Below are 23,619 nucleotides of genomic sequence, written 5' to 3'. Positions count from 1 at the left end.
GCATGTGTCAAGCCTAGCGCACGTCTTCGACGGAATGCAGATACTCCGGCGACCGGCGCAGGCACAATAGACCCTTCAGGTCCAGCGAGACCTGATGGTGATGTATCCGTTGTGACCTCATATGTCCCTTTAGAATACTGTCGTCGCGTGGTGTACCCAGCTGAGCCAGATCGACCGGAGGGCGACCTGCCGCTGCAGGATCCGCCAACCGATCCGCGCGGCTTCGCTCGTTTCGCTGCGAAACCAGCCGTATCTCCTGGAAAATCCCATGAGATCATGCCTGGTACGTCAAATCCGGATATAGCGGCACATCCGGACACAACCTCGGGAGGGCCGGCAGCAATGGCAACGGAGAATTCCGCGAGCTCCGGGGCGTCGCACCTGCCACCGTCCTGGCCGGAGGCCCGCAACGACGTGCCTTCCTCCTGGCCGTCCAGCGGGCAGGAGTCCTCCGGCGTGCCGATGTCGTGGCCGGAGGCCGCCCCGGCACAGCCGTCCTGGCCCGAGGCCCCGCAGGCGCCGTCCTGGCCCGAGCCGCCGCGCCCCGAGGGCTCCTGGCCCGACGTGCCGCGCAACGACTCCTCGCGGAACGACCTCCCGCGCACCGGCTCCTCGCGCGACGACGGCCGGGCGCAGCAGCGGGGCGGCGACGCGTCGTGGCCGGAGCCGGCGCGGCCGTCCTGGCCCGACCCGCCCCGGCAGGAACAGGGCTGGCCCGAGGCCCCCCGCCAGGAGGTCCCCGTCTCGTGGCCGGAGCAGCAGCAGCCGGCCCAGCCGCAGGACCCGGTGCCCGCCTGGTCGCAGCCGCCGACGCCGTCCCCCGGCGCGTGGTCCAACCTGTCCACGCCGGCGCCCTGGCCCAACAGCCCCACCCCCGCCCCCTCCCCCGCGCCGTCGGCGTCCGCCGCCGACCCGCTGGACCGCACGGTCACGCTGGGCCGCGCGTCCGGCCCGCTCGACGCCCCCGTCCAGCCCGCGCCGTCGCCGCTCGACGGGCCCGGCAGGCCCGGCGGCCCGTCCGCCGCCCCGGCCGACGAGCACACCGTCATGTACGGCGGCCGGCAGGCCGACACCATGGTGGGCGACCCCGCGATGCCCCCGGGCCCGCTCGCGGCGGCCCACGTCGGCGCGCCCCCGGCCGGACCGGGCATGCCCGGCGACGGCCACCCCGACCAGCCGCGCCCCGGCTCCAACCTCAACCGCGACCCCTCCGACCCCGACCGCCGGTTCGTGACGGCCGGTCAGATCAGCGGCTCGCGCACCCCGCCTCCCGACCGCCAGCAGGAGCTCTGGAACAACGTCTTCGGCGACGAGTACCAGGGCGGCGACCACGACTCCCTGGACGACGAGCCGGGCAAGCCCATCTGGATCTACGCGCTCGGCGGCTCGGTGGTGATCGCCCTGATCGCGGCGCTGCTGTGGGCCTTCCTCGCGGGCCCGCTGGCCGGCGAGGACACCCCGGAGGGCAAGACCGCCTCCTCCCCCACGGCCTCGGCCGGCCCCACGAAGGCGGGCACGGGCAAGCGCTCCACCACGATCCCCGCCCTGCCGAAGTACCCGGGCAAGGCGTCCCCGGTGACCGGCCGGGTCGAGGACGCCGCGGCCGGGGTCTCGCTGCCCCGCCTGGGCGGCAGCTGGCAGCTCGACCAGCGGGCCACGGTCAAGTCCACCTTCGGCTACGACACCCGTCAGTACACGGAGGTCGCGCCCGACAAGTACGCCCAGGTCATGTCGGGCCCGCTGCCGGCCAGTATGTCCTCCCTGTACGACAAGGACGACCTGGAGCCGGTCATCCGGCGCATGGTGCTGCAGGCCCGCAAGGACTTCTACCCCGACGGCAACAAGGTCAGGAAGATCGCGCAGCAGCCGATCAAGGTGGGCGCCTCCACCGGCCGGCTCATCGCGTACGCCATGACCGCCGGCACGGAGAAGGCCACGATCGTCACGATGGCGGTCAACACCGGCGGCAGCGTGCCCGCCATCGTGTTCGTGTCGATCCCGGACGAGGGCAAGCAGCTCCTGCCGGACATCCGTACCGTGATGAACCAGCTCAAGCTGACCGCGCAGTCCTGAGCCCCGGGCGCCGCCGCGCCCGGCTCAGAACGTGCACTCCATGTGCTTGATCCCGTTGATGAACGAGGAGTGCAGGCGGTCGGGCCGGCCGCCCTCGATGTGCGGCACCCGGCGCAGCAGCTCGCGGAACATCACCGTGATCTCCCGCCGGGCCAGGTGGGCGCCGAGGCAGAAGTGCGGCCCCGGCCCGCCGAAGCCGACGTGCGGGTTGGGGTGGCGGGTGATGTCGAAGCGGTACGGGTCGGCGAACACCCGTTCGTCCCGGTTCGCCGCCCAGTAGAACAGCACCACCTTCTCGCCGGCGCGGTAGAGGTGGCCGTTCATCTCGTGGTCGCGGGTGACCTTGCGGCGCATGAAGTTCACCGGCGAGGCCAGCCGGACGATCTCCTCCACGGCCCCTGGGGCGCGGCCCTCGACGTCCTCCAGCCACAGGGCGCGCTGGTCGGGGTTCTTGGTGAGCAGGCGCAGGCCGTAGGAGATGGCGTTCCTGGTCGTCTCGTTGCCCGCGACCACCAGCAGGATGAAGAACGAGCCCAGCTCCTGCATCGTCAGCCGCTCGCCGTCGATGTTGGCGTTGACCAGCGAGGACGTCAGGTCGTTGGTGGGGTTGGCGGTGCGGTGGGCGGCGAGGTCCTGGACGAGCTGCTGCAGCTCCATGCCGGCGGTGAGCAGGCGGGTGGCGAGCTGGTCGAGGTCGCCGCCGGTGTATTCGGGGTCGAAGCCGCCGAGGATGACGTTCGAGCGGTCGAAGACGAACCGGTAGTCGCGCTCGGGGATGCCCATCATGTCGCAGATGATCTTCAGTGGAAGGCGCGCGGCCACGTCGGTGACGAAGTCGCCGCCGGGACCGGCGGCCAGCAGGTCGTCGACGATGCGCACGGCGGCGGCCTCGACGTCCGACTCGAACTGCTTGATCATCTTGGGGGTGAACGCGCGGGAGACGATCCTGCGCAGCCGGGCGTGCCGGGGGTCGTCCATGTTGATCATGGAGCCGAAGTACTCGGTGAACTCGGCGGGCATGTCGGGGATGTTCGTCGCGCCGCCGTCGCCGGAGCAGAAGACCTCGGGGTTGCGGCTCGCCTCCAGGATGTCGGCGTGCCTGGCCAGCGCATAGTAGCCGGGCCCTTTGGGCGCGACGGCCAGCTCCATCTCCTCGAAGAAGGCCGGCGTCTCGCGGGCGCGCAACCGGTCGAACGCCGCCTCGCGCTCGCTCATGGGCCTGGCCCAGAAGTTCCGGTCCGAAAGGTCGAAGTCCAGGACGGTCATAGGGCAATCATTCGGAAAGCGACCACTTACGTCAATGGGTTCGACGTACACCGTACGTGGCTGCCGGAAAAACCGGTGGCTCGCGCGGACGGGGCTTTGTAGGGTGCCGCGCATGACGTTCTTCTTCCTCCTCGGCTAGCGATCCGCCGGCGGGCCGTGGGCTGACCCACCGCCGGTGATGCGGGGCGGCCTGCCGCCGTCCCGGGTCGCTACGTGGGAGAAGAACAGTTGCTCACCTTGGCGGTGGCCAGGGCGGTGCGTGGCACCGAGCCCCTGGTCGCGGCGGAGATCCGACGTGCCCGTCTCGGGGCCGTCGTCGGCGTCCGCCATCGGGAGGTGTGGTTCGAGGTCCGGCCCGGCGCCGGGCTCCTGGGATTGCGCACCGCGGACGACGTACTGCTGGCCGCGGCCGTGGTGGACGGGGTCGGCCACGGCCGCTCCGCGCTCGCCCGGCTGGCGCGGGCGGCCCGCGGGATCGACCTCGGCGCGCCCGGCGGCCCCGACGTCGAGGTCTCGGCCTCGTTCGTGGGACGCCGCAACTACACCAGGCACGAGATCGAGGACGCCGTCGGGACCGAGCTGGCCCGGTCGTGGCGGCTGCGCTACCACTCCCGGCGGGACGGCGGCCGGCCACCTGCGGGGGCGACGGCGTGGCGGGTGACGATCGAGGGCGACCAGGCGGTCATCGCCCGGCGGGCCGGTGACCGGCCGCTGCACCGCAGACCGTACAAGACGGCCTCGATCCCGGGCACGCTGCACCCGCCGCTGGCCGCCGCGATGGCCCAGCTCGCCGGGGTGGGCGCGGCGGGCTTCCGCGGCGTCGTGCTCGACCCCTGCTGCGGGGCGGGCACCACCCTCATCGAGGCGCACGCGCTCACCCACACGCCGCACGCCGGAGCCGCCGGAGCCGCCGGATTTGCTGAGCTCTCCCCGCTCGCGCTCGCACCACACGCCGGGCTCTCCGGGCTCTCCTGGTTCGTCGGGTTCGACCGCGATCCGGCCGCCGTCGCGGCGGCCGCCGCGAACGCGCGGGCCGCCCTGCCACCGGACGGTACGGGCCCGTTCCGCTGGGGGCTCGCCGACGCCGGACGGCTCCCCGTGGCGGACGGAAGCGTGCGGCGGGTGCTGGTGAACCCGCCCTGGGGACGTCAGGTGCCGCCGCGCGGCCTGCTGGGCCCCGGGCTGGACCCGTTGTGGCGGGAGGTGCGGCGGGTGCTGGAACCCGGCGGCCTGGCCGTGGCGCTGCTCCACGACGATCCCGGCACCGGTGCGACAACGGCCGGCGCGCCGGACGGGTTCGCGGTCGAGGAGACGGTCCCGGTGAGCCTGTCAGGGCGCCACCCGGTGATCACCGTGCTCAGCAGCCGAGCCAGTCGAGGATGAGGCGGTTGACCTCCGCGGGCCGTTCCAGGTGGAGGAAGTGGCCCGCGTCCGCCACCAGCTCGACCCGCGACCCCGGCGGCAGGCTGCCGGCCGCGTCCTTGGCCATCTCCGCGCCCATGCACCCGTCCCGCTCGCCGTGCAGGTACAGGACCGGACCCGCGGTGGCGGGGTCGAGGTCCGGGTAGCGGCCCGAGGGAGGCGTGGTGCCGAGCGCGGCGCGGTAGTACCCGATGGCCGCCGCCATGTTGGCGGGCTCGCCCAGGCTGCGCCGGACGAACGCCAGGTCCTCGGCCGGGTCGTGGCCGGGCGACCAGTCCCGCCACAGCCGGTCGAGGAAGGCCGGGTCGGCGGCGGCCGGCTCGGCCAGCACGGTCTGGAACAGGAATATGTAGAACGACCGCTTGAGCTGCTCGTACGCCAGCAGCCCGGGAAGCTGCGCGCCCGGCGGCGGCACCGCGAGCGCGACGGCCCGGCGGAAGCGCCCGGCCAGGGCGTAGGCGGGGAAGGCCCCCCAGTCGTGCCCGACGATCACCGCGTTCTCGTCGCCGCCGAGCTCCTCGTGCAGCGCGCGCACGTCGGCGACCAGGGCCGCCTCCTCGTACGCGCCGTCGGCCGGGATCTCGGTGGGCGCGTAGCCGCGGCTGAACGGCGCGACGGCGCGGTAGCCGCGTCCGGCCAGCTCGGGCATCAGGTGCCGCCAGGTGTGCGCGGTGTCGGGGAACCCGTGCAGGCACAACGCCAGCGGCCCCTCCCCCACGGTCAGATACGCGAACTCCACGCCGTTGGCGTGGATCGTTCTGATCTCCATGACTGCGAAACCTAGCATTCGCCTCCTTCCGGGAGTACCACTGCACAAGGGGCCTTTCATCGTGAGGAGCAGGTATGCGCCGCGGATGGGTTCTCGCTCTGGCCTCACTGACCATCGTGCTCGTGGTGGTGGACCTGACCGCCGTGACGATCGCGCTGCCCGACATCCGCGCCGCCCTGCGCGCCGCGCAGATCGGCTCGGTCTACCCGGAGGGCCCGGCGCGGGGCCGGGCGCTCGGCATCTTCAGCGCCGTCTCCGGCCTGGCGATGACGCTGGGCCCGGTGGTGGGCGGCGTGCTGACGGCGACGTTCGGCTGGCGGGCCATCTTCCTGATCAACCTGCCGATCGGCGTGTTCGTGGTGGTGGCGCTGCGGCAGGGGGTGCCGGAGTCGCGCGGCCGGGGTCACCTGGACCCGCTGGGCGTCGTGCTGGTCGCCGCGGCGCTGTTCGCGATCATCCCGGCGCTCATCCACGACGTGCCGCTGCTGCTGGTGGCCGGGCTGGCGCTGCTGGCGGCGTTCGTCCTCGCCGAGCGGCGGACGGCGACCCCGATGATCGACTTCGGGCTGTTCCGGAACCGGGTGTTCGCGGTCGGCTCGGCCACGACGCTGCTCATGCTGGCCGCGCTGCTGGGCGGGTTCACGTACCTCACCCTGTACGTGCAGGGCCCTCTGGAGGCGAGCCCGAGCGAGGCCGGGGTGCGTTTCCTGGCCTTCAGCGTGGCCGCGGTCATCGGCCCGATCGCGGTCGGCCGGGTGCTGCACCGCTGGCCCATGGGCGTGCTGATCGCCGCCGGCCCGGCGCTGATCACCGTGGCGCTGCTGGTGATGGCGATCCCGGCGGCCGACCGGTGGACGCCGATCATGGCCGGGCTGTTCCTCGGCGGCCTGGGGCTCTGCGCGGGCAACGTGGTGGCCAACCAGGTCGGCCTGACCGCGCCGATGGATCAGGTGGGCATGGCCACCGGGACGGTGAACACGCTCAAGCAGGTCGGCACGGCGGTGGGCGTGGCGGTGCTGGCGGCGCCGTACCGCTCGGGGTGACCGCGATGTTGCTGATGGCGGCCGGGCCGGCGCTGGCGGGCGCGCTGCTGCCGCTGGCCCTGGCGGGCAGGCGGGTCAGTCGGCCTGCGGCCAGTCCCAGCCCAGCTGGAGGAACAGACCCAGCCGGTCGCTGACCGCGCGGATCTCGCTGATCCGCCCCTCGCGCAGGGTGACCAGGAAGATCGCCTCGACGTCGAAGCTGCGCCCGGTGGGCGTGGGCATGCGCGGGTGGGTGCCGGAGTGCGTGCCGGTCATGCGGATCCTGGCGACCAGCCTGTCCCCCTCGGCGACGACCTCCTCGACCTCGATGTGGAACGGGTCGAACGCGTCGAGCTGCATCCGGATGCCCTCGAAGGCGGCGCCCGGCTCGTCCGGCTCGCCAAAAATGATCTTGTTGTGGTCGACGACGTCGGGGGTCAGGTAGTCGCCCAGGTCGTCGAGGCGGCGTTCGTTGACGGCGGCGAAGAAGTCGGTGATCACGTTCAATTTCCTCTCTTACGGTGTAAGACGGGAGTATCTTACGGTGTATGAGAGAGCGGATGTCAAGGGAACGGGTGCTGGAGGCGGCGCTCGAACTCCTCGACCGCGAGGGCGCGGCCGGGCTGTCCATGCGCAAGCTGGGCAAGGAGCTGGGCGTGGAGGCGATGACGCTCTACTACTACGTGCCGAACAAGGACGCGGTCCTCGACGGGCTGGTCGAGCTGGTGCTCTCCCGCGTCACGATCGAGCCGTCCGGCGACTGGCGGGTGTGGATGCGGACGTTCGCCGAGTCGATCAGGGCCGAGCTGCTGCGGCATCCCGCGCTCATGCCGGTGGTCGCGATCCGGCCGGTGGCCACGCCGGGAGCCCTGGACATGGTCGAAGGCGCCGCCGCCGCGCTGACCCGGGCGGGCTTCACGGCCAAGGAGGCGCTGCACGTGATCAACGCGGTGTCCACGTTCGTGATCGGGCACACGCTGGCCGAGGCGGGACCGGACAGCCCGCAGCAGCCCGACCTGGACCTGACGGACCGTCCGGTGCTGGCGCGGGCGGTCGCCGACGGCCTCGGCACGCCCGAGGACCACCGGGAACGCTTCGAGCTGGCCGTGGCGGCCCTGCTCGGCGGATTCGCTCCGCAAAGCTGACGCCCTCAGCCGTGCCACCCACGCGTGTTCACCGGCGCGCCGGCACCCGACCCGGGCGTCCCGGTGCACGTGGCCGAGGCCGGGCCGGGGCGGTCAGAACGTGTACGGCAGGTGCTTGATGCCGTTGATGAAGTTCGACAGCAGGAAGTCGGGCTCGCCGGACGTCCTGATGCCGGGCAGGCGGGTGAACAGCTCGCGGAACATCACGCTCATCTCCCTGCGCGCCAGGTGGGCGCCCAGGCAGTAGTGCGGCCCGGGGCCGCCGAAGCCGACGTGCGGGTTGGGGTCGCGGGTGATGTCGAAGACGTCCGGGTCGGTGAAGACGGACTCGTCGCGGTTGGCCGAGTTGTAGAAGAGCAGCACCTTGTCGCCCTTCTTGTACGGCACGCCGTTCATCTCGTGGTCCCGGGTCAGCGTGCGGCGGAACTGGATCACCGGGGTCGCGTAGCGCACGATCTCGTCGCACGCCCGGCCGACGCGCGCGTCGAAGTCGGCCAGCAGCAGCTCCCGCTGCTCGGGATGGTCGGTGAACAGCTTCAGCCCGTAGGCGATGGCGTTGCGGGTGGTCTCGCTGCCGGCCACCACCAGCAGGATGAAGAACGAGCCCAGCTCCTGCGAGCTGAGCCGTTCCTCGCCGCCCACGAGCAGGCTGACCAGGTCGCCGGTCGGGCGTCTGCGGCGCTCGTCGCCGAGTCGGGCGGCCATCCGGTTCAGCGAGTAGCCGGCGCGCAGCAGCTTGGCCAGCCCGCGGGCGACGTTGGCGCGGCTGAAGTTCGGGTCGATGCCGGTGTACTCGGGGTCGGCGTTGCCGAGGATGACGTTGGTCCGCCGCAACACCAGGTCATGAAATTTCGGTGGGATCCCCATCATGTCGCAGATGACCCGTACGGGGAGCCGGGCGGCGACCTGCGCCACGAAGTCGCCCGGACCCTGCTCGATGGCCTCGTCCACGATCTCGGCGGCGGCCCTGGCCAGGTCCTCCTCCATCTTGGACAGGATGCGCGGGGTGAAGGCCCTGGAGACGATCCTGCGCAGGCGGGCGTGGCGCGGGTCGTCCATGTTGATCATTGAGCCGAAGTAGACGCTGAGCCAGCGCGGCATGTCGGGGATGCTGTTGGAGCACGGCTCGCTGCTGAAGACGGCCGCGTTCCTGCTGGCCTCGGTGACGTCGGCGTGACGCACGAGGGCGTGGTAGCCGGGCCCGCCGCCGATGAACGGCACGGCCTGCTCCGGCACGAAGAGGGGCCGTTCGAGCCCGCGCAGGCGGCGGAAGGTCTCCATGCGGTCCGCCTGCGGCAGTCCCCAGAACGGTATCTGCGAGATGTCCAGATCCGCGGAGAGCGTCATACCACACAAGCCTTGGGCAAGTGCTCACTTACGTCAAGGTCCGCCGCGTCGCGGCGCCCGGCTACCGGTCCCCCAGGATCAGGTCGGAGCCCTTCTCGCCGATCATGATCGCCGGGGCGTGCGTGTGGCCGCGGTTGAGCGTCGGCATGACGGACACGTCCACCACCCTGAGCCCTTCCAGGCCGCGCACCCGGAGCGACGGGTCCACCACCGACCCCTCGTCGGTGCCCATCCGGCAGGTGCCCACGGGGTGGTAGAGGGTCTCGCCGCGTTCGCGCACCCACTGGGCCAGCTCCTCGTCGCTCTCCGGCCCCCAGTACGGCGCCATCGGCCCGCCCGCGTACCGCTTCATCGCGCTCGTCGCGAACACCTGCTTGGCCGTCTTCAGCCCGGCGACCAGGCGCTTGACGTCGGCCTCCGCACTCAGGTAGCCGGGGTCGATCAGCACGTCGCGGCCGCTCAGCCCGACCCTGCCGCGGCTCTGCGGCTGCAGCAGCACGACGCCGACGGTCAGGCCGTGGCCGGTCGGCGGGGTGAGCCCGTGGTCGACGAACGGGCCGGGGGCGAAGACCAGCTCGATGTCGGGGGCGGGCTCCTCGGCCGAGGTCCGGACGAAGGCGACCGCCTCGCCGACGTTCGTGGTGAGCATGCCCGAGCGCAGCACGATGTAGCGCAGCAGGTTCACCAGGGACTCGGCCTTGGTCAGCGTCACCGGCTCCTTGCACTCGACGTACACGCCGGAGGCCAGGTGGTCCTGGAGGTTCTTGCCGACCTCGGGCAGCTCGCGCACGACCGGCACGCCCGCGTCGCGCAGCTCCTCGGCCGCGCCGACCCCGGACCGCAGCAGCAGGTACGGCGAGCCGATCGCCCCCGCCGACAGGACGACCTCCCTGGCCGCCCTGACCAGGGTGCCGCCGCTGTGCTCGATGCCGACGGCGCGGGAGCCCTCGAACACCACGCGGTCCACGGTCGCGCCGGTGAGCACGGTGAGGTTCGGCCGGGCGGCGGCCGGTCGCAGGTAGGCGTCGGCGGCGCTCCACCTGCGGCCGCGGTTCTGGGTGACGGGGGTGGGGCAGTAGCCCTCGTTGGAGCGGCCGTTCAGCTCCGGCAGCCGGGTCAGGCCCAGCTCCTCGCAGGCCCGCAGGAAGGCCGCCGTGGTGACGTTGGGGCTGCGCAGCTCGGAGACGTAGAGCGGACCGGAGGTGCCGTAGACGCCGCCGTGGTTGCTGCCGACGCGCTGCTCAGCCCTGGTGAAGTAGGGCAGGACCTCCTCGTACGTCCAGCCGGGCACGCCCCACTGGTCGTAGTCCTGCTGGCAGCCGCGCACCCACATCTGCGCGTTGAGCGAGGACGAGCCGCCGATCACCCGGCCGCGCGGCCAGTAGAGCTCGCGGCCGGACATCTCGCTCTGCTTGGCCGTCGTGAAGTTCCAGTCGTAGTCGGTCTTGAACAGCTTGGCGAAGCCGGCGGGCATGCGGATCTCCAGCTTGTCGTCATGCCCGCCCGCCTCGACCAGCGCCACCGACACCGACGGGTCCGCCGACAGCCGGTTGGCCAGCACGCACCCGGCGGACCCCGCTCCGACGATCACGTAGTCGTACTGCATGAGCACTCCAGGGGGCTAAGTAACCTGTCACTTGCTTACTCCAGGTGAGCTTTCGCGTCCATATGCATCTGTAACCTTGGTTACCTACCGGTCGGTATGGGCTGATGCCAAGATGGCGGCAAGCGCGTACAGAGGAGGAAGGCGTTCATGCTCAACTTGTCGGTCGTCCTGGAGGACAGCGCCAGAAACAACCCCGACGGCACGGCGATCGTCTTCGGCGACATGCGCCTGCCGTACGGCATGATCGACACTGTCGCCCGCCAGGTGGCGAACCTGCTCGTGTCGCGGGGCATCGGCAAGGGCGACAAGGTGGCGCTGGCCTGTCCCAACCTGCCGTACTTCCCCTTCGTCTACTTCGGCATCCTCAAGGCCGGCGCGACCGTGGTGCCGCTGAACGTGCTGCTGCAGGGCCGGGAGATCGCCTACCACCTCGACGACAGCGACGCCAAGGCGCTGTTCTGCTTCGAGGGCTCGCCGGAGCTGCCGCTGGGCGAGCGCGGCAAGGCGGGCTTCGAGGCCGCGGACGGCTGCGAGCACTTCTTCGTGCTGCCCGCCACCCCCCTGGCCACCGAGTCCCCGTACGGCGAGACGGTGTGGGCGGCGCTCAACGGCGTGCCGGCCGACTTCGAGACGGTGCAGACCGACCCCGAGGACACCGCCGTGATCCTCTACACCTCGGGCACCACGGGCCAGCCCAAGGGCGCCGAGCTCAGCCACCAGAACATGCTGATGAACGCCCTGATCAGCGACCGGATGTTCCCCCGCAGCGAGGGCGGCGACACCTACCTCGCGGTGCTGCCGCTGTTCCACTCCTTCGGCCAGACGACCGTCATGAACACCGCCTTCATGCGCGGCGCGACGGTCGTGCTGATGCCGCGCTTCGAGCCGGGCGAGGCCCTGGAGCTCATGCGCAAGGAGAACGTGACGACCTTCGCGGGCGTCCCGACGATGTACTGGGGCATGCTCACGAAGATCCACGCCGAGGGCGCCGAGGTGCCGCGCAGCCTGAAGGTGGCCGTGGCCGGCGGCGCGTCCTCGCCGGTGGAGGTGCTGAAGGACTTCGAGCAGACCTTCGGCATCGGCATCCTGGAGGGGTACGGCCTGTCGGAGACGTCCCCCGTGGCCAGCTTCAACCAGCTCGGACGGCCCACCAAGCCCGGCACGATCGGCACGCCCATCTGGGGCGTCGAGATGAAGCTGATCGACGGCGACTGGAAGACGGTCGAGGGCGAGGGCCCCGGCGAGATCGCCATCCGCGGACACAACGTCATGAAGGGCTACTACGGCCGCCCGGAGGCGACGGCCGAGGTGCTCAAGGACGGCTGGTTCCGCACCGGCGACATCGCCACCCGCGACGCCGACGGCTACTACGCCATCGTCGACCGGGCCAAGGACATGATCATCCGTGGCGGCTTCAACGTCTACCCGCGCGAGCTGGAGGAGGTGCTCATGACCCACGAGGCGGTGTCGCTGGCGGCGGTCGTGGGCGTCCCGCACGAGTCGCACGGCGAGGAGGTCAAGGCGTACGTCATCCGCACGCCCGGCTCGTCGGTCACCGAGGACGAGCTGATCGCCTGGGCCAGGGAGAACATGGCGGCCTACAAGTACCCGAGGATCGTCGAGTTCCGCGACGCCCTGCCGATGACGGCCACGGGCAAGATCCTCAAGCGCGAGCTCCGCTGACCGGCCACGGCGCGGGCCCCGGCCCGCGCCTCCCGGCCGCGCCGCCCCCTGCACCGGCCACCGGGACGGCCGGTGCGCCGACCGCTGCGCCGACCACTGCGCCGACCACTGTGTCGGCCACTGTGCCGATCATCGAGCCGACCGCTGCGCCGATCACCGAGGCCCGCCCGCTCGTGCTGTTCGACCTGGACAACACGCTGATCGACCGGCTGGCCGCATTCCGGCTGTGGGCGGCCGAGTTCGCCGCGGGGCGCGGGCTGGGCCCGGACGCCGTGGACTGGCTGGTGCGGCTGGACGCCGACGGGTCCGTGCCGATGGACGCCTTCTTCGCCCGCGTCCGCGAGCGCTTCGCGCTTGCCGAGCCCGTCGAGGAGTTGTGGCGGGCCTACCGGGCCAGGCTGCCGTACCTGGTGGAGTGCCGTGCCGAGGTGCTGGCGGGGCTGGACCGGCTGCGGGCGGCGGGGTGGGCGGTCGGGATCGTGACGAACGGGATGGCCGACAACCAGACGGGCAAGATCCGGCGTACCGGGCTGGCCGAGCGGGTGGACGGGTGGGCGATCTCCGGCGCGGAGGGCGTGCGCAAACCCGGCGCCCGGCTGTTCCGGATCGCCGCCGACCGGTGCGGATCCGTGCCGGCCGGCGGGTGGATGGTGGGCGACGACCCGGACAAGGACATCGCGGGCGGACGCGCGGCCGGATTGCGGACGATCTGGATCGACCGCGGGACGGGCGCGGCGGCTCCCCCGGCGGACCTGACGGTGGACGACGTGCTCGCGGCCATGGAGCTGATAATCGGGATGCCCGGCGGCGGGGACGCTCGCTAGTGTGGCCCGATGCGTGACAGACCCGCGGACCTGGACGAATCGCTGCTGGCGCCTGCTCTGGAGGCGTGGGGGATCAAGGCCGTCGGGCTGGCGTACGCGCCGGTGGGCTTCGGCGACCACCACTGGATCGCGACCGGCGCCGACGGACGGCGCTGGTTCCTCACCGCCGCCACCCTGTCCCCCGAACCGGACGCCGTGCCGTCCCGCGAGCCAGAACTACCGGCTCCAGCCGGCCGCCCCCACGAGCCGCGGGCGGCCGGTGACCTGGGCGGGGTGGCGCGGGTGGCGTTCGGGGAGCTGGGGCGGGCGCTGGAGACGGCGGCGGCGCTGGCCGCGACCCTGCGGTTCGTGGTCGCGCCCGTGCCGGACCTCGACGGCGGCGCGCTGCTCCGCCCGCTCGCCGCCCGGTACGCGCTGAGCGTCTTCCCGTTCATCGACGGCGTCACCGGCGGCTTCGACGACGAGCCGGCCGAGCACGACCGCGCCCAGGTCATCGACCTGCTGGCCGAGCTGCACGCCACACCCCCGCCCCCGTCGACCCCGTCCCGCCCGCTGCAACCGCCCGGACGGGCGGCGCTGGAGCGGGCCCTGACCGAGACCGGCCGCCCGTGGACCGGCGGCCCGTACGCCGAGCGGGCCCGAGCCCTGCTCGACCGGCACGCCGGAACCCTGCACGCCCGGCTGCGCCACTTCGACCGCGGCTGCCGCGACCTCGGCCCGCCCGTCGTCACCCACGGCGAACCGCACCCCGGCAACCTGCTCCGGCACGAGGGCCGCTGCCTGCTGGTCGACTGGGACACCGTCGGCCTGGCCGTGCCGGAACGGGACCTGTGGCTGGTCGCCAGGACCCCCGCCGACCTGGCCAGGTACGCGGCCGCCGGCGGCCGCACGCCCGACCCCGCCGCCCTGGCCCTCTACCGGCTGCGCTGGAGCCTCGACGACGTGGCCCAGTACGTCGCCCTGTTCCGCGGCCCGCACGGCCACACCCGCGACGCCGAGCTGAGCTGGCACTTCCTCACCCGCACGCTCGACGGCCTGGCCGCCGGCGGGCCCTGCGCCCGCTGAGCGTTCCCGGTGGTCAGGCGTTGAGCAGTTCGGCGAGCAGTTCGGCGAGCACCGCGGCCTCGCTGATCTCGGGCTGCCTGGTGGCGGTGAGCAGGGTCAGCGGGCCCTTCCCGGCGAGCTCGCGCAGGTGGGCCACCGCCTCGGCCCGCTCGGGCTCGGCCAGCTCGTCCCGGTAGCGGTGGCCGAACTCCGCGAACCGGTCGGGGTCGTGCCGGTACCAGGTGCGCAGCTCGGTGGACGGAGCGACTTGTTTGCACCATTCGTCGAGGTGGGCGCCGGCCTTGGCCAGGCCGCGCGGCCACAGCCGGTCGACCAGCACCCGGGCGCCGTCGTCCGGCGCGGGCTCGTCGTAGACCCGGCGCACCTGAACCTTGTTCCCAGCCGTCACCGTCCGCCCCTCCTGCCGACCGTGAGACCACGCTACGCCGGGCGATGCCAAGCGCCGTTCAGGGACCCGGCGGGTGACGTCCAGGATCCGGGATGTGGACGAGCCGATCCCCGACGCGCTGCTGCCCGTGCTCCGCGACCTGCGCGCCACCTGCGGGGTGCGTCCGGACCTGCGGGAGGAGACGCCGCTGTGGGGCGGCGAGCGGGTGCTCATGCTGTTCGCGCCCGACGGCAGCGGCGTGGGCCTGCGGCTCGGCGTCGCCGGTAGCCCGGCCGAGCAGGTGGCCGACCTCGCCGACCAGGTGCAGGAGTGGGCGGTCGAGGCGCTGTGGGGGCAGGGGCTGCCCGCGGTGTGGCCGGAGTGCCCCGAGCATCCCGGCACCCACCCGCTGACCGCGACGGTGGCGGACGGCGTCGCGACATGGTCGTGCCCGCACACCCGCACGCCCGTCGCCGCCGTGGGCCACCTCTGACCCCGGGCACACCCAGGTCAGCCGGCCGCTCGGACAGCACCTCGGAGCGGGGTGAGCCGTGGGGAGAGGGCGACGGGCCCTCTCCCGCCCGTCACGGCCAGTTGACCGCCGGCCGCAGCTGCACGCCGGACCTGCCGTCGTCGTCGAGCTTGACACCCAGCACCTGGTGCAGCTGGACCTTGTTGCGCTCGAAGCCCACGATGCAGCCCGCCATGTACAGGGCCCACACCCTGGCCGTGCCCATCCCGACCTCCTGGACGGCCTCGTCCCAGTTGGCGTCGAGGTTGTCGCACCAGTGGCGCAGGGTCTTGGCGTAGTGCTCGCGCAGGTTCTCCTCGTGGCGGATCTCGAAGCCGATGTCCTCCATCTGCCTGATCAGCCAGCCCACCGACTCCAGCTCGCCGTCGGGGAAGACGTAGCGGTTGATGAAGCCGCCCTTGTTGAACGTCTTCTCCTTGCCCGTCGGACGGGTGATGCAGTGGTTGAGCAGCCGGCCGCCGGGCTTGAGCTTGCCGTAGAGGAACTCGAAGTACGACGGGACGTTGTCCTTGCCGATGTGCTCGGTGAGGCCGATGGAGCTGACCGCGTCGAAGCCGGTCTCCCGCACGTCGCGGTAGTCCATGAAGCGCACCTCGGCGAGGTCCTGGAGGCCCGCGTCGGCGATCGCCTTCTGGGCCCACTCGGCCTGCTGGCGGCTCAGCGTCACGCCCAGCGCCTTGACGCCGTAGTGCTTGGCGGCGTGGATCACCATGCCGCCCCAGCCGCAGCCGACGTCGAGCAGGCGCATGCCCGGCTTGAGGTCGAGCTTCCTGGCCACCAGGTCGAACTTGGTGTACTGGGCCTCCTCCAGCGTCGCGTCCTCCTCGGGGAAGGTCGCGCACGTGTAGGCCATGGACGGCCCCAGCACCCACCGGTAGAACCGGTTGGACACGTCGTAGTGGTGGTGGATCGCCTCGGCGTCACGCTGCTTGGCGTGCCGCGAGCCGAGCCGGGCCAGGGCGCTCTGGCGCACCTCCTGCGGGGGCGGCGGCATCCGCATGAGCAGCGGCTTGACGCCCAGCGACCGTACGGCGGCCAGCTTCTCGCCCGCGGTCAGGTCGTTGGTGGTGATGTTCCACATGCGGTCGAGCAGGGTGTACAGGTCGCCGTGCACGTCGATGTGGCCCGAGATGTACGCCCTGGCCAGGCCCAGTTCCCCGGGGGCCTGCGCCAGGTAGGCCACCGCGATGGGCGACTTGACCTCAAGACCGAGGTCGGCGCCGTCGGGACCGGCCTTGCTGCCGTCGTAGGCCATGAACGAGATGTTCGCGTCAGAGCCGACGATCTTCTCAAAGATGCTTGCGAGAGCCATGCTCACCTTCCCCGTACACACTTTTCGTACAGGTCCAGCAGGCGACCGTTCGGGTCGTATTCCCGCTTGACCGGCCAATAAGCATCACCGTTGTACAGCTCCCAGAACTGCTCACGGGCGTAGAAGGAGGTCGAGTAGAGCGACTTGTGGCCGTCCAGCTCGTGTACCGAGTCCTCGATGAGCCTGTTGTAGTAGCCGTCGAACTGGCCGCGCGGCAGCGGGACCATGCCCCAGAAGCCGAAGTTGACGTAGAGCTTGCCCGGCTCCAGCGGGTACAGCGGCCACTGGGAGCCCGACCGCAGCGGGCACATCCAGACGGGGGTCATGCCCACCTTGTCGTGGAAGAACTCCAGGAACTGCGCGCCGCGCTCGATCGGCACCTCGACGTCCTGGATGACCGACTCCTGGACGGGCTGGTCGCGCCAGCGATCGATGCGGGCGGTCAGCCCGGTCCGCCGGTCGAGGGCGACGAGCTTGCGGTAGACGTCGGAGCGCATCCAGCGGCGCGGCATCAGCGAGCGGACCACCGGCTGCTGCACGCCGAACGCCCGCGAGCACCAGAACCAGTCGGTGTCCCAGCGCCACAGGTAGTCGTGGATGCTCAGCCAGTCGCGGCTGCGCTGCCTGATCGACTGGTAGTAGATGCGCATGCCGGTGTAGTCGGAGACGTAGGGCGCGCGGTCGGCGAAGCGGCCCAGCGTGATGTACATCTCCTCCGGGTCGAAGAAGACGCCGTCCACGAAGTCGACCTGCTCGCCGTCGTGCACCATGCTGTCGCAGATCTCCTGCATGGCCAGCATGCACTTGGCCGCGTCGGTGAACCTGATGTGCGTCAGGTGCACGTACGGCTGGACCTTGCGGAGCTTGATCCGGATGCGCAGGGCGTAGCCGAGCGTGCCGTAGGAGTTGGGGAAGGCGCGGAACAGATCCTGGTGCTCGTTGTCGTCGCGGGCCACGACGATGCGGCCGTCGCCGGTGAGGATCTCCAGTTCCTCCACCGACTCGTGCGGCAGGCCGTCCCGGAAGCTGGTCGACTCGATGCCGAGGCCGGTCACGGCGCCGCCGAGCGTGATCGTCTTGAGCTGCGGCACCACGTACGGCATGAGCCCGTGCGGCAACGTGGCCTCGACGAGGTGCTCGTAGGTGGTCATGCCCTGGACCTCGGCCGTCATCGTCGCCGGATCGACGCTGATGACCTCGTCGAGGTCTCTGGCCGACAGCTTGGCCGTCCTGCCTCCGTCACGGAACCTGAACAGGTTGGACGTGGACTTGGCCAACCGGGGAGCGGCGTCGCCGGGGATCTCGGCGTAGGACTGCCGGATCTGCTCTACTGCCCGTTGGTGTGTCGACATCGTCGTCGTCACGGAAGCACCCCCTTGAGCTGGTAGAGATCGTCCGTAAGACCGTATCTCCCGCGGCCCGGCTCGAACAGACCGGGGTCGTTAAAGACACGAAAACTGTTCATCGTGCCAGGTGAAACGCCTATGTGGTAGGCAAATGCGGAAATCTACGCCGAACCAGGGGTGAGACCCCATTGAGCACGGCCCGCACCTCTCGTCCCTCCAGTGCCGCCGTCAGGTTGTCCAGCACGGCCGTGAGCAGGCGCGTCGTCGCCTCGGGCGTCACCCCGGCGGCGTGCGGCGACAGCAGCACGTCCGGCAGATCGCGCAGCGGGTCGCCGGCGGGCAGCGGCTCGGTGTCGAACACGTCGAGCGCGGCCCCGCCGAGGTGCCCGTCGCGCAGCGCGGCGACCAGCGCCGCCTGGTCGACGACGCCGCCCCTGGCCGCGTTGACCAGCAGCGCACCCTGCTTCATGCGGCGCGGGTCGATCAGCCCGCGGGTCTCCTCCGACAGCGCGATCACCACGACCAGCACGTCGCTGCCGGCCACCAGCGCCTCCAGGTCGGCGCGGCCGGGCGCCTGCCGCGGGGATCTGGTCCAGTAGGAGACCTCGCAGCCCAGGGCGCCGAACAGGCGCACGCAGTTCTCGCCGATCGGGCCGTACCCGACGACGCCGACCCGGCGGCCGCTCAGTTCGCGCGGGCGCAGGCCCTGCTGCGGCCACTCCCCCGCGCGGACGGCGGCGTCGGCGGCCCCCAGCCGGCGCGACAGCGAGAGCGTGGCGGCCAGGCACCACTCCGACACCGCGACGGCGCTGACGCCCGGCGTGTTGGCCAGCGGCACCCCGGCCTCGGCCAGGGCGGCCAGGTCGTGGCCGTCGACGCCCACCGAGGGCTGCTGCACGAAGGCCAGCGCGGGCGCGTGCTTGACCGCCTCGGCGTCGAGCACGAGCGTGGAGGTCCAGTCGCCGAGCACGATCTCGGCCTCGGGCAGCGCGGCCAGCAGCCCGGCCCGGTCGCGGGTGGCGGGCACGCGGACCGTCACCCGGTCGCCGAGCGGGGCGAGCAGGCCGCGCGTCGCCTCCTCGGGCAGCGGCGGCAGGGCGAGCAGGTTCCAGGGGCTCATGCCTTCACAGTAAAGCTGTCGATCACCTGTCGCATCAGTGTCCTGTTGCGCAGCCACTGGTCCTGGGTGACCGTCCAGGACAGGATGTAGGCCGTCTCGCCGGACACCACCGCGCGGCGCACCTCGTGGTAGGTCATGCCCGGCCTGATCCAGTGCGTGCCGGCGGCGCTGGCGGCGGTCCAGGAGAACTCCCACTCGACGGCCTTGACGCCCCGGTGGTTGACCACGCGGCGGCCGCGGCTGATCACCTCCTGGCCGTCCTGCCGCAGCGTCTCCTCCGAGTCGCGCAGGATCTGGTTGGCGTCGAGGCTGGAGTACAGGGCCTCGACGCCGAGGTGGGCGTTGCCGTCGCGGCGCGTCCACTCGGTGACGGACTCGCGCAGCGCGCCCCGCCAGCCGATCGGGCGCAGGATCGACCAGCCCTCCCGCGAGGTCCACGCGCGTACGGCCGGGCGCACCCGCCGCACGGTCGGCGTGGGGGTCGCCGACGGCGTCCGGCTCGTCGTGGGCTGCTGCGAAGGCGACGGGCTCAGCGGGCTGGCCGCGGCGGCCGGCTGGGCGGTGCGCGGGGCGCCCTCCGCGGGCGTGGCGAGCTTGAAGTAGGCGACCGCGCCGCCCGCGACGACCACGACGGCGGCGGCGGCCACGGCCAGCACGGCCCGCCCGCGCCCGCTGCCCGGCTTCTTCTCCGGCAGGTCGGTGTAGGACGGCTTGGCCGCCACCTCGATGGCCGCGAGCAGCCGGTCGGCCTCCTCGGCGTCCACCCGGTCGGCGGGCTCCTTGCGCAGCAGGCCCTTCAGGATCGGGTGCATGATCGGCGGGATGCGCCGGTAGTCGGGCTCCTCGTTGAGCAGCGCGTTGATCGTCGCCATGGCCTCGCCGCGGTCGAAGGGCGAGCGGCCGACCATCGCGGCGAACAGCGTCGCGCCGAGCGACCACAGGTCGGAGGGCGGTCCGGCCTCGTCCGCGCGCACCCGTTCCGGGGCCAGGAAGCTGGGCGAGCCGGTCACCATGCCCGTCCTGGTCAGCGAGGCGTCGCCCTCGACCGTGGCGATGCCGAAGTCCATCAGCACCGCGCGGCCGTCGTCGGCGAGCAGGATGTTGGCGGGCTTGACGTCTCTGTGCAGGATCCCGGCCTCGTGGGCGGCCCTGAGCGCCGACAGCACCTGACGGCCCACGTCGGCCGCCTGCCGTACGGGCAGCGCCCCCGAGGTGGCCACGACCTCTTCGAGCGAGGGGTGCGCGACCAGCTCCATGACGATCCAGGGCCGGCCGCCCTCCTCGACCACGTCGTAGACCGAGACCACGGAGGGGTGGTTGAGTTTGGCCGCCGTACGGGCCTCGCGGGCGGTGCGCATGAGGTGGCGCTCCTGCTCGCCCGGCGACAGCCCCTCGGGCAGCAGCACCTCCTTGATGGCCACCTGCCGGTTGAGCAGCGTGTCGTAACCCTCCCAGACGACGCCCATACCCCCGCGGCCCAGTTCGCGCAGTAACTGGTAGCGCCTGGCGACAAGCCGGTTGCTCTCCGAAACCATGTCCTACCCCTGTAGCGGCGCGAGCGCCTGCTGCAGACAGCCGCTGGACGCCGGCGATCTGTAGACCACCCGAACAGTGGGCAAGTTTCCCATACCTCCCACGAGTTCGCGGGAAGGACGCAAAAGGCCGCTTGCCACGACGTGCCGAATGTTGTTCTACTGAGGCGGGTTCGGAGCCGTGAAGCCAAGCGTTCGCCTGTGCGACTGTCGAGGAGATGTCCATGTCGAAGGGTAGTGGCGGCCCGCTGGCCGGGGTGCGCGTGCTGGAGCTCGCGGGGCTGGCCCCGGGGCCGTTCGCCGGGATGATGCTGGCCGACCACGGCGCCGAGGTGCTGCGGGTCGACCGGGTGAAGGCCGTCTCCGACCGACCTCGTACGGACGTGATGGACCGCGGGAAGCGGACGATCGGCCTGGACCTGAAGTCGCCCGAGGGCGTGGCCGCCTTCAAGGAGCTGGCCCGCAACGCCGACGTGGTGATCGAGGTGTTCCGTCCCGGCGTCGCCGAACGGCTCGGCATCGGCCCCGCGGACCTGCACGCGGTGAACGAGCGGCTGATCTACGGCCGGATGACCGGCTGGGGGCAGGACGGCCCGCTCGCGCCCACCGCCGGCCACGACATCGACTACATCGCGATCTCCGGCGTGCTGTCGATGCTCGGCCGCGAGGGCGGCAAGCCCACCCCGCCGATCAACATCCTCGGCGACTTCGCCGGCGGCGGCCTCATGCTCGCCTACGGCGTGCTGCTGGCCCTGTTCGAACGCGAGCGCACCGGAAGGGGCCGGGTGATCGACGCCGCCATGGTGGACGGCGCCGCCCTGCTGTTCTCGATGTTCTACCAGGCCGCCCAGAGCGGCTTCTGGGGCCCGCGCGGCACCAACCTGCTCGACACCGGCGCCCCCCAGTACGACACCTACGAGACCGCCGACGGCGGCTTCCTGGCCGTAGGCTCGCTCGAACCGCAGTTCTGGGACGCCATGGTGAACCTGATGGGCCTGACCGGCCTGCCCGACCGGAACGACAGGACGCAGTGGCCCGCACTCAAGGCCCGGCTGGCCGAAGAGTTCGCCAAGCGCACCCGCGCCGAGTGGGAGGCCCGGTTCGAGGGCTCGGACGCCTGCGTCTCGCCCGTGCTGTCCATGGCCGAGGCCGCGCGGCACCCGCACAACGTCGCCCGGGGCGCGTTCGCCGAGGTCGGCGGCGTGACCCAGCCGGTGCCCGCGCCGCGCCTGCTCGGCGTGCCGGCCCCGGACCTGTCGCCGGCCACCCGCCTCACGGACCTGTCCGCGTGGGGGCTGCCGGCCGCGGAGGCAGAGAAGCTGCGGGAGCAGGGCGTGCTGGCCTGAGCCTTCGTCAGGGGCGGGACGTCACCGGTCGCGCGTGGGCGGCATAGTCCTTGAGCCGGATCGAGTCGTGCAGGCGCACCCCCTTGCTGCTGATCTTGGTCGCGGCCCTGGTGAGCGCGACCGGCAGGTGGTTGACCAGGCGGATGCCCTGGGTGAGCGCCCACACGTCGAAGCGGCTCCCGGGGACGATCCCCGCGGCCGCGCGGCGGGCGAAGGCGCGGCTGCGGCGCACGTACTCGCCGATCTCGGCCTCGTAGGCGGGATAGGCCGTGCGGTGGTCGCCGCCGTGCGCGGCCAGCTCGCCGGCCAGCACGTACGACCCCACGACCGCCAGGCTCGTGCTGCCGCCCACGGCCGGCCCCGGGCAGTAGCCGGCGTCGCCGGCCAACGTCACCCGGCCGCGCGACCAGGAGTCGAGCCTGAGCTGGGTGATGGAGTCGAAGTAGAAGGCGGACGTGCGGTCCACCTCGTCCAGGATCCTGGGGACGTGCCAGCCCAGGCCGCCGAACCGCTCGCGCAGCAGTTCCTTCTGGCGGGCCACGTCGCGGTAGTGGTAGTCGAGCGGCTCCGTCGTCCTGAACAGGAAGCCGGCCCGCGCGTCGTCCATGTGCGCGGCGCTGTAGACGGCGGCCATGTAGCCCTCGCCCGCCAGGGCCTCCATCCGGCCCTCGAGGCCCAGGAAGTCCGGGACGGAGGCGACGGCCAGGTACGCGCCGATCCAGGTGGCGAAGCGCTCCTCGGGGCCGAAGGTCAGGCGGCGCACGTTGGAGTGCAGCCCGTCGGCGCCGATCACCAGGTCGAAGCGGTCCTGCCGGCCGCTGTCGAAGCGCACCTCGCCGTCCTCGGAGATCGAGGCGATGGAGTCGCCGAAGACGTAGGCGGCGTCGTGCCGGGTGGCCTCGAAGAAGACCTCGCTCAGGTCGTCGCGCATGATCTCGACGTGCCGGTCGGAGACGGCGGCGAGGAGGCGGCGCAGCTCCAGCTCCACGGGCCGCGCCCGGCCCTCCCGGTGGACGCTGAGCCGGTCGGTGCCGGTCTTCTTCGCCAGGACCGCCTCCAGGAGGCCCATCTTCTCGACGATGTCCATGGCGGGCCGGAACAGGTCCACCGCGTGGCCGCCCGACTTCCTGAGCGCCGGGGCGCGTTCGACGACCGTGACCTCGAAGCCGTACCTGGTCAGCCAGTACGCCAGCACCGGTCCGGCGACGCTGGCGCCCGAGACGAGCACCTTCATGGCCACCTCCTTACTTAACGGTTGGTAAGTGCACGCTAGCACGCGTCCTTACTTAACGGTAGGTAAGGGATAAACTTCAGGCATGCCCAGTGACACCAAGTCCCGCATCCAGGCGGTGGCCCGCGAGCTGTTCGCCGAGCAGGGCGTGCAGAACACCAGCCTGCGCCAGATCTCCGACCGGCTGGGCATCACCAAGCCCGCGCTCTACTACCACTTCGCCTCACGCGACGACCTGGTGCGCAGCATCGTGCAGCCGCTGGTGGAGGACTTCGAGCGCTTCGCCGCCAGGCAGGAGCCCGGCGACCCGCGCGCGCTGCTCGACGACTACTTCGAGCTCATGTGGCGCCACCGCGACGTGACCGGGATGATGGTGCGCGACCTGTCGATCCTGGCCTACCTCGACCTGGGTCAGCGCATGTTCGAATGGCGGCGCGAGCTGATCGCCCTGCTGCTCGGTCCCGAGCTCACGCAGGCCCAGCAGATCCGCGCCACGCTGGCGCTCGGCGGCATGGCCGACTGCACGGTCGAGTACGCCGGCCTCCCCCTGGAGGAGGTCAAGCCGACGGCCGTCGCGGCGGCGGCCGAGGCGCTCGGGTTGTGACCCCTGG

The 23,619-nt window shown here is 71.9% G+C and carries 21 protein-coding genes; 10 read left to right on the top strand and 11 right to left on the bottom strand.

Annotated features, from left to right (window positions below):
• Positions 1–342: 342 nt before the first annotated feature.
• The gene (locus AB0J76_RS43165) at positions 343–2,073 is read left to right on the top strand and encodes a hypothetical protein (protein ID WP_364393228.1); all 1,731 of its coding nucleotides are present in this window, start codon (positions 343–345) and stop codon (positions 2,071–2,073) included.
• Positions 2,074–2,097: 24 nt separating this feature from the next.
• Here AB0J76_RS43165 and AB0J76_RS43160 read toward each other — a convergent pair whose 3' ends face one another.
• Positions 2,098–3,339 (bottom strand): cytochrome P450, encoded by a 1,242-nt coding sequence (locus AB0J76_RS43160; protein WP_352330884.1) that lies wholly within the window; start codon positions 3,337–3,339, stop codon positions 2,098–2,100.
• A 228-nt stretch (positions 3,340–3,567) separates the two neighbouring features.
• Here AB0J76_RS43160 and AB0J76_RS43155 point away from each other — a divergent pair, with 228 nt between their 5' ends.
• Positions 3,568–4,722 (top strand): RNA methyltransferase, encoded by a 1,155-nt coding sequence (locus AB0J76_RS43155; RefSeq protein WP_364393225.1) that lies wholly within the window; start codon positions 3,568–3,570, stop codon positions 4,720–4,722.
• Here the strand turns inward: AB0J76_RS43155 and AB0J76_RS43150 are convergent.
• Positions 4,697–5,530 carry an alpha/beta hydrolase gene (locus tag AB0J76_RS43150; protein ID WP_352325223.1) on the bottom strand — a complete coding sequence of 278 codons (834 nt, stop codon included), beginning with the start codon at positions 5,528–5,530 and terminating at the stop codon, positions 4,697–4,699. The two genes, AB0J76_RS43155 and AB0J76_RS43150, sit on opposite strands and share 26 nt — an antisense overlap.
• A 74-nt stretch (positions 5,531–5,604) precedes the next feature.
• On the opposite strand from AB0J76_RS43150, the gene AB0J76_RS43145 reads away from it, so the two are divergent.
• Complete coding sequence (locus AB0J76_RS43145; protein WP_352325221.1) at positions 5,605–6,573, top strand: MFS transporter; 969 nt, start codon at positions 5,605–5,607, stop codon at positions 6,571–6,573.
• Positions 6,574–6,648: 75 nt separating this feature from the next.
• Here AB0J76_RS43145 and AB0J76_RS43140 read toward each other — a convergent pair whose 3' ends face one another.
• Positions 6,649–7,053 (bottom strand): ester cyclase, encoded by a 405-nt coding sequence (locus tag AB0J76_RS43140; RefSeq protein WP_352325220.1) that lies wholly within the window; start codon positions 7,051–7,053, stop codon positions 6,649–6,651.
• A gap of 47 nt (positions 7,054–7,100) precedes the next feature.
• Between AB0J76_RS43140 and AB0J76_RS43135 the strand changes: the two genes are divergently transcribed.
• Positions 7,101–7,697: a TetR/AcrR family transcriptional regulator C-terminal domain-containing protein gene (locus tag AB0J76_RS43135; protein ID WP_352325218.1), complete on the top strand. Its 597-nt coding sequence runs from the start codon at positions 7,101–7,103 to the stop codon at positions 7,695–7,697.
• Positions 7,698–7,790: 93 nt separating this feature from the next.
• On the opposite strand, the gene AB0J76_RS43130 is transcribed toward AB0J76_RS43135, so the two are convergent.
• Together AB0J76_RS43130 and AB0J76_RS43125 are read right to left on the bottom strand one after the other, a co-directional pair.
• Positions 7,791–9,044, bottom strand: a complete 1,254-nt coding sequence (locus AB0J76_RS43130) for a cytochrome P450 (RefSeq protein ID WP_352325217.1) — start codon at positions 9,042–9,044, stop codon at positions 7,791–7,793.
• Between the two features lie 61 nt (positions 9,045–9,105).
• A complete protein-coding gene (locus AB0J76_RS43125; protein WP_352325216.1) occupies positions 9,106–10,650 on the bottom strand; it encodes a GMC family oxidoreductase N-terminal domain-containing protein in 1,545 nt (514 codons plus the stop codon).
• 147 nt (positions 10,651–10,797) lie between these two features.
• On the opposite strand from AB0J76_RS43125, the gene AB0J76_RS43120 reads away from it, so the two are divergent.
• From AB0J76_RS43120 to AB0J76_RS43110, 3 genes are all read left to right on the top strand, one after another.
• Positions 10,798–12,333 carry a long-chain fatty acid--CoA ligase gene (locus AB0J76_RS43120; RefSeq protein WP_352325215.1) on the top strand — a complete coding sequence of 512 codons (1,536 nt, stop codon included), beginning with the start codon at positions 10,798–10,800 and terminating at the stop codon, positions 12,331–12,333.
• A gap of 122 nt (positions 12,334–12,455) precedes the next feature.
• Positions 12,456–13,157 carry an HAD family hydrolase gene (locus AB0J76_RS43115; protein WP_352325214.1) on the top strand — a complete coding sequence of 234 codons (702 nt, stop codon included), beginning with the start codon at positions 12,456–12,458 and terminating at the stop codon, positions 13,155–13,157.
• A 9-nt stretch (positions 13,158–13,166) separates the two neighbouring features.
• A complete protein-coding gene (locus AB0J76_RS43110; protein ID WP_352325213.1) occupies positions 13,167–14,222 on the top strand; it encodes a phosphotransferase in 1,056 nt (351 codons plus the stop codon).
• Between the two features lie 13 nt (positions 14,223–14,235).
• Here the strand turns inward: AB0J76_RS43110 and AB0J76_RS43105 are convergent, their stop codons facing one another.
• Complete coding sequence (locus AB0J76_RS43105) at positions 14,236–14,610, bottom strand: DUF488 family protein (RefSeq protein ID WP_352325212.1); 375 nt, start codon at positions 14,608–14,610, stop codon at positions 14,236–14,238.
• 94 nt (positions 14,611–14,704) lie between these two features.
• Here AB0J76_RS43105 and AB0J76_RS43100 point away from each other — a divergent pair, with 94 nt between their 5' ends.
• Complete coding sequence (locus AB0J76_RS43100; protein WP_364393217.1) at positions 14,705–15,082, top strand: hypothetical protein; 378 nt, start codon at positions 14,705–14,707, stop codon at positions 15,080–15,082.
• 91 nt (positions 15,083–15,173) lie between these two features.
• On the opposite strand, the gene AB0J76_RS43095 is transcribed toward AB0J76_RS43100, so the two are convergent.
• From AB0J76_RS43095 to AB0J76_RS43080, 4 genes are all read right to left on the bottom strand, one after another.
• Positions 15,174–16,433 (bottom strand): cyclopropane-fatty-acyl-phospholipid synthase family protein, encoded by a 1,260-nt coding sequence (locus AB0J76_RS43095; RefSeq protein ID WP_352325209.1) that lies wholly within the window; start codon positions 16,431–16,433, stop codon positions 15,174–15,176.
• A 2-nt stretch (positions 16,434–16,435) separates the two neighbouring features.
• Complete coding sequence (locus AB0J76_RS43090) at positions 16,436–17,785, bottom strand: FAD-binding oxidoreductase (RefSeq protein ID WP_352325225.1); 1,350 nt, start codon at positions 17,783–17,785, stop codon at positions 16,436–16,438.
• 130 nt (positions 17,786–17,915) lie between these two features.
• Positions 17,916–18,899: a 2-hydroxyacid dehydrogenase gene (locus tag AB0J76_RS43085; RefSeq protein WP_352325208.1), complete on the bottom strand. Its 984-nt coding sequence runs from the start codon at positions 18,897–18,899 to the stop codon at positions 17,916–17,918.
• Positions 18,896–20,434: a protein kinase gene (locus AB0J76_RS43080; protein ID WP_352325207.1), complete on the bottom strand. Its 1,539-nt coding sequence runs from the start codon at positions 20,432–20,434 to the stop codon at positions 18,896–18,898. Before AB0J76_RS43080 ends, AB0J76_RS43085 begins: the two co-directional genes overlap by 4 nt.
• A 221-nt stretch (positions 20,435–20,655) precedes the next feature.
• Between AB0J76_RS43080 and AB0J76_RS43075 the strand changes: the two genes are divergently transcribed.
• Entirely contained in the window at positions 20,656–21,777 is a 1,122-nt protein-coding gene (locus AB0J76_RS43075) for a CaiB/BaiF CoA-transferase family protein (protein ID WP_352325206.1), read from the top strand.
• A gap of 7 nt (positions 21,778–21,784) precedes the next feature.
• On the opposite strand, the gene AB0J76_RS43070 is transcribed toward AB0J76_RS43075, so the two are convergent.
• Positions 21,785–23,011 carry an FAD-dependent monooxygenase gene (locus tag AB0J76_RS43070; protein ID WP_352325205.1) on the bottom strand — a complete coding sequence of 409 codons (1,227 nt, stop codon included), beginning with the start codon at positions 23,009–23,011 and terminating at the stop codon, positions 21,785–21,787.
• 82 nt (positions 23,012–23,093) lie between these two features.
• On the opposite strand from AB0J76_RS43070, the gene AB0J76_RS43065 reads away from it, so the two are divergent.
• A complete protein-coding gene (locus AB0J76_RS43065) occupies positions 23,094–23,612 on the top strand; it encodes a helix-turn-helix domain-containing protein (protein ID WP_352325204.1) in 519 nt (172 codons plus the stop codon).
• Positions 23,613–23,619 lie beyond the last annotated feature (7 nt).

The sequence above is a fragment of the Nonomuraea sp. NPDC049624 genome, assembly GCF_040675255.1.
Classification (GTDB): domain Bacteria; phylum Actinomycetota; class Actinomycetes; order Streptosporangiales; family Streptosporangiaceae; genus Nonomuraea.
Note: the sequence above shows the minus strand (reverse complement) of the source record. Positions and strands in the feature narration are given on the sequence as shown.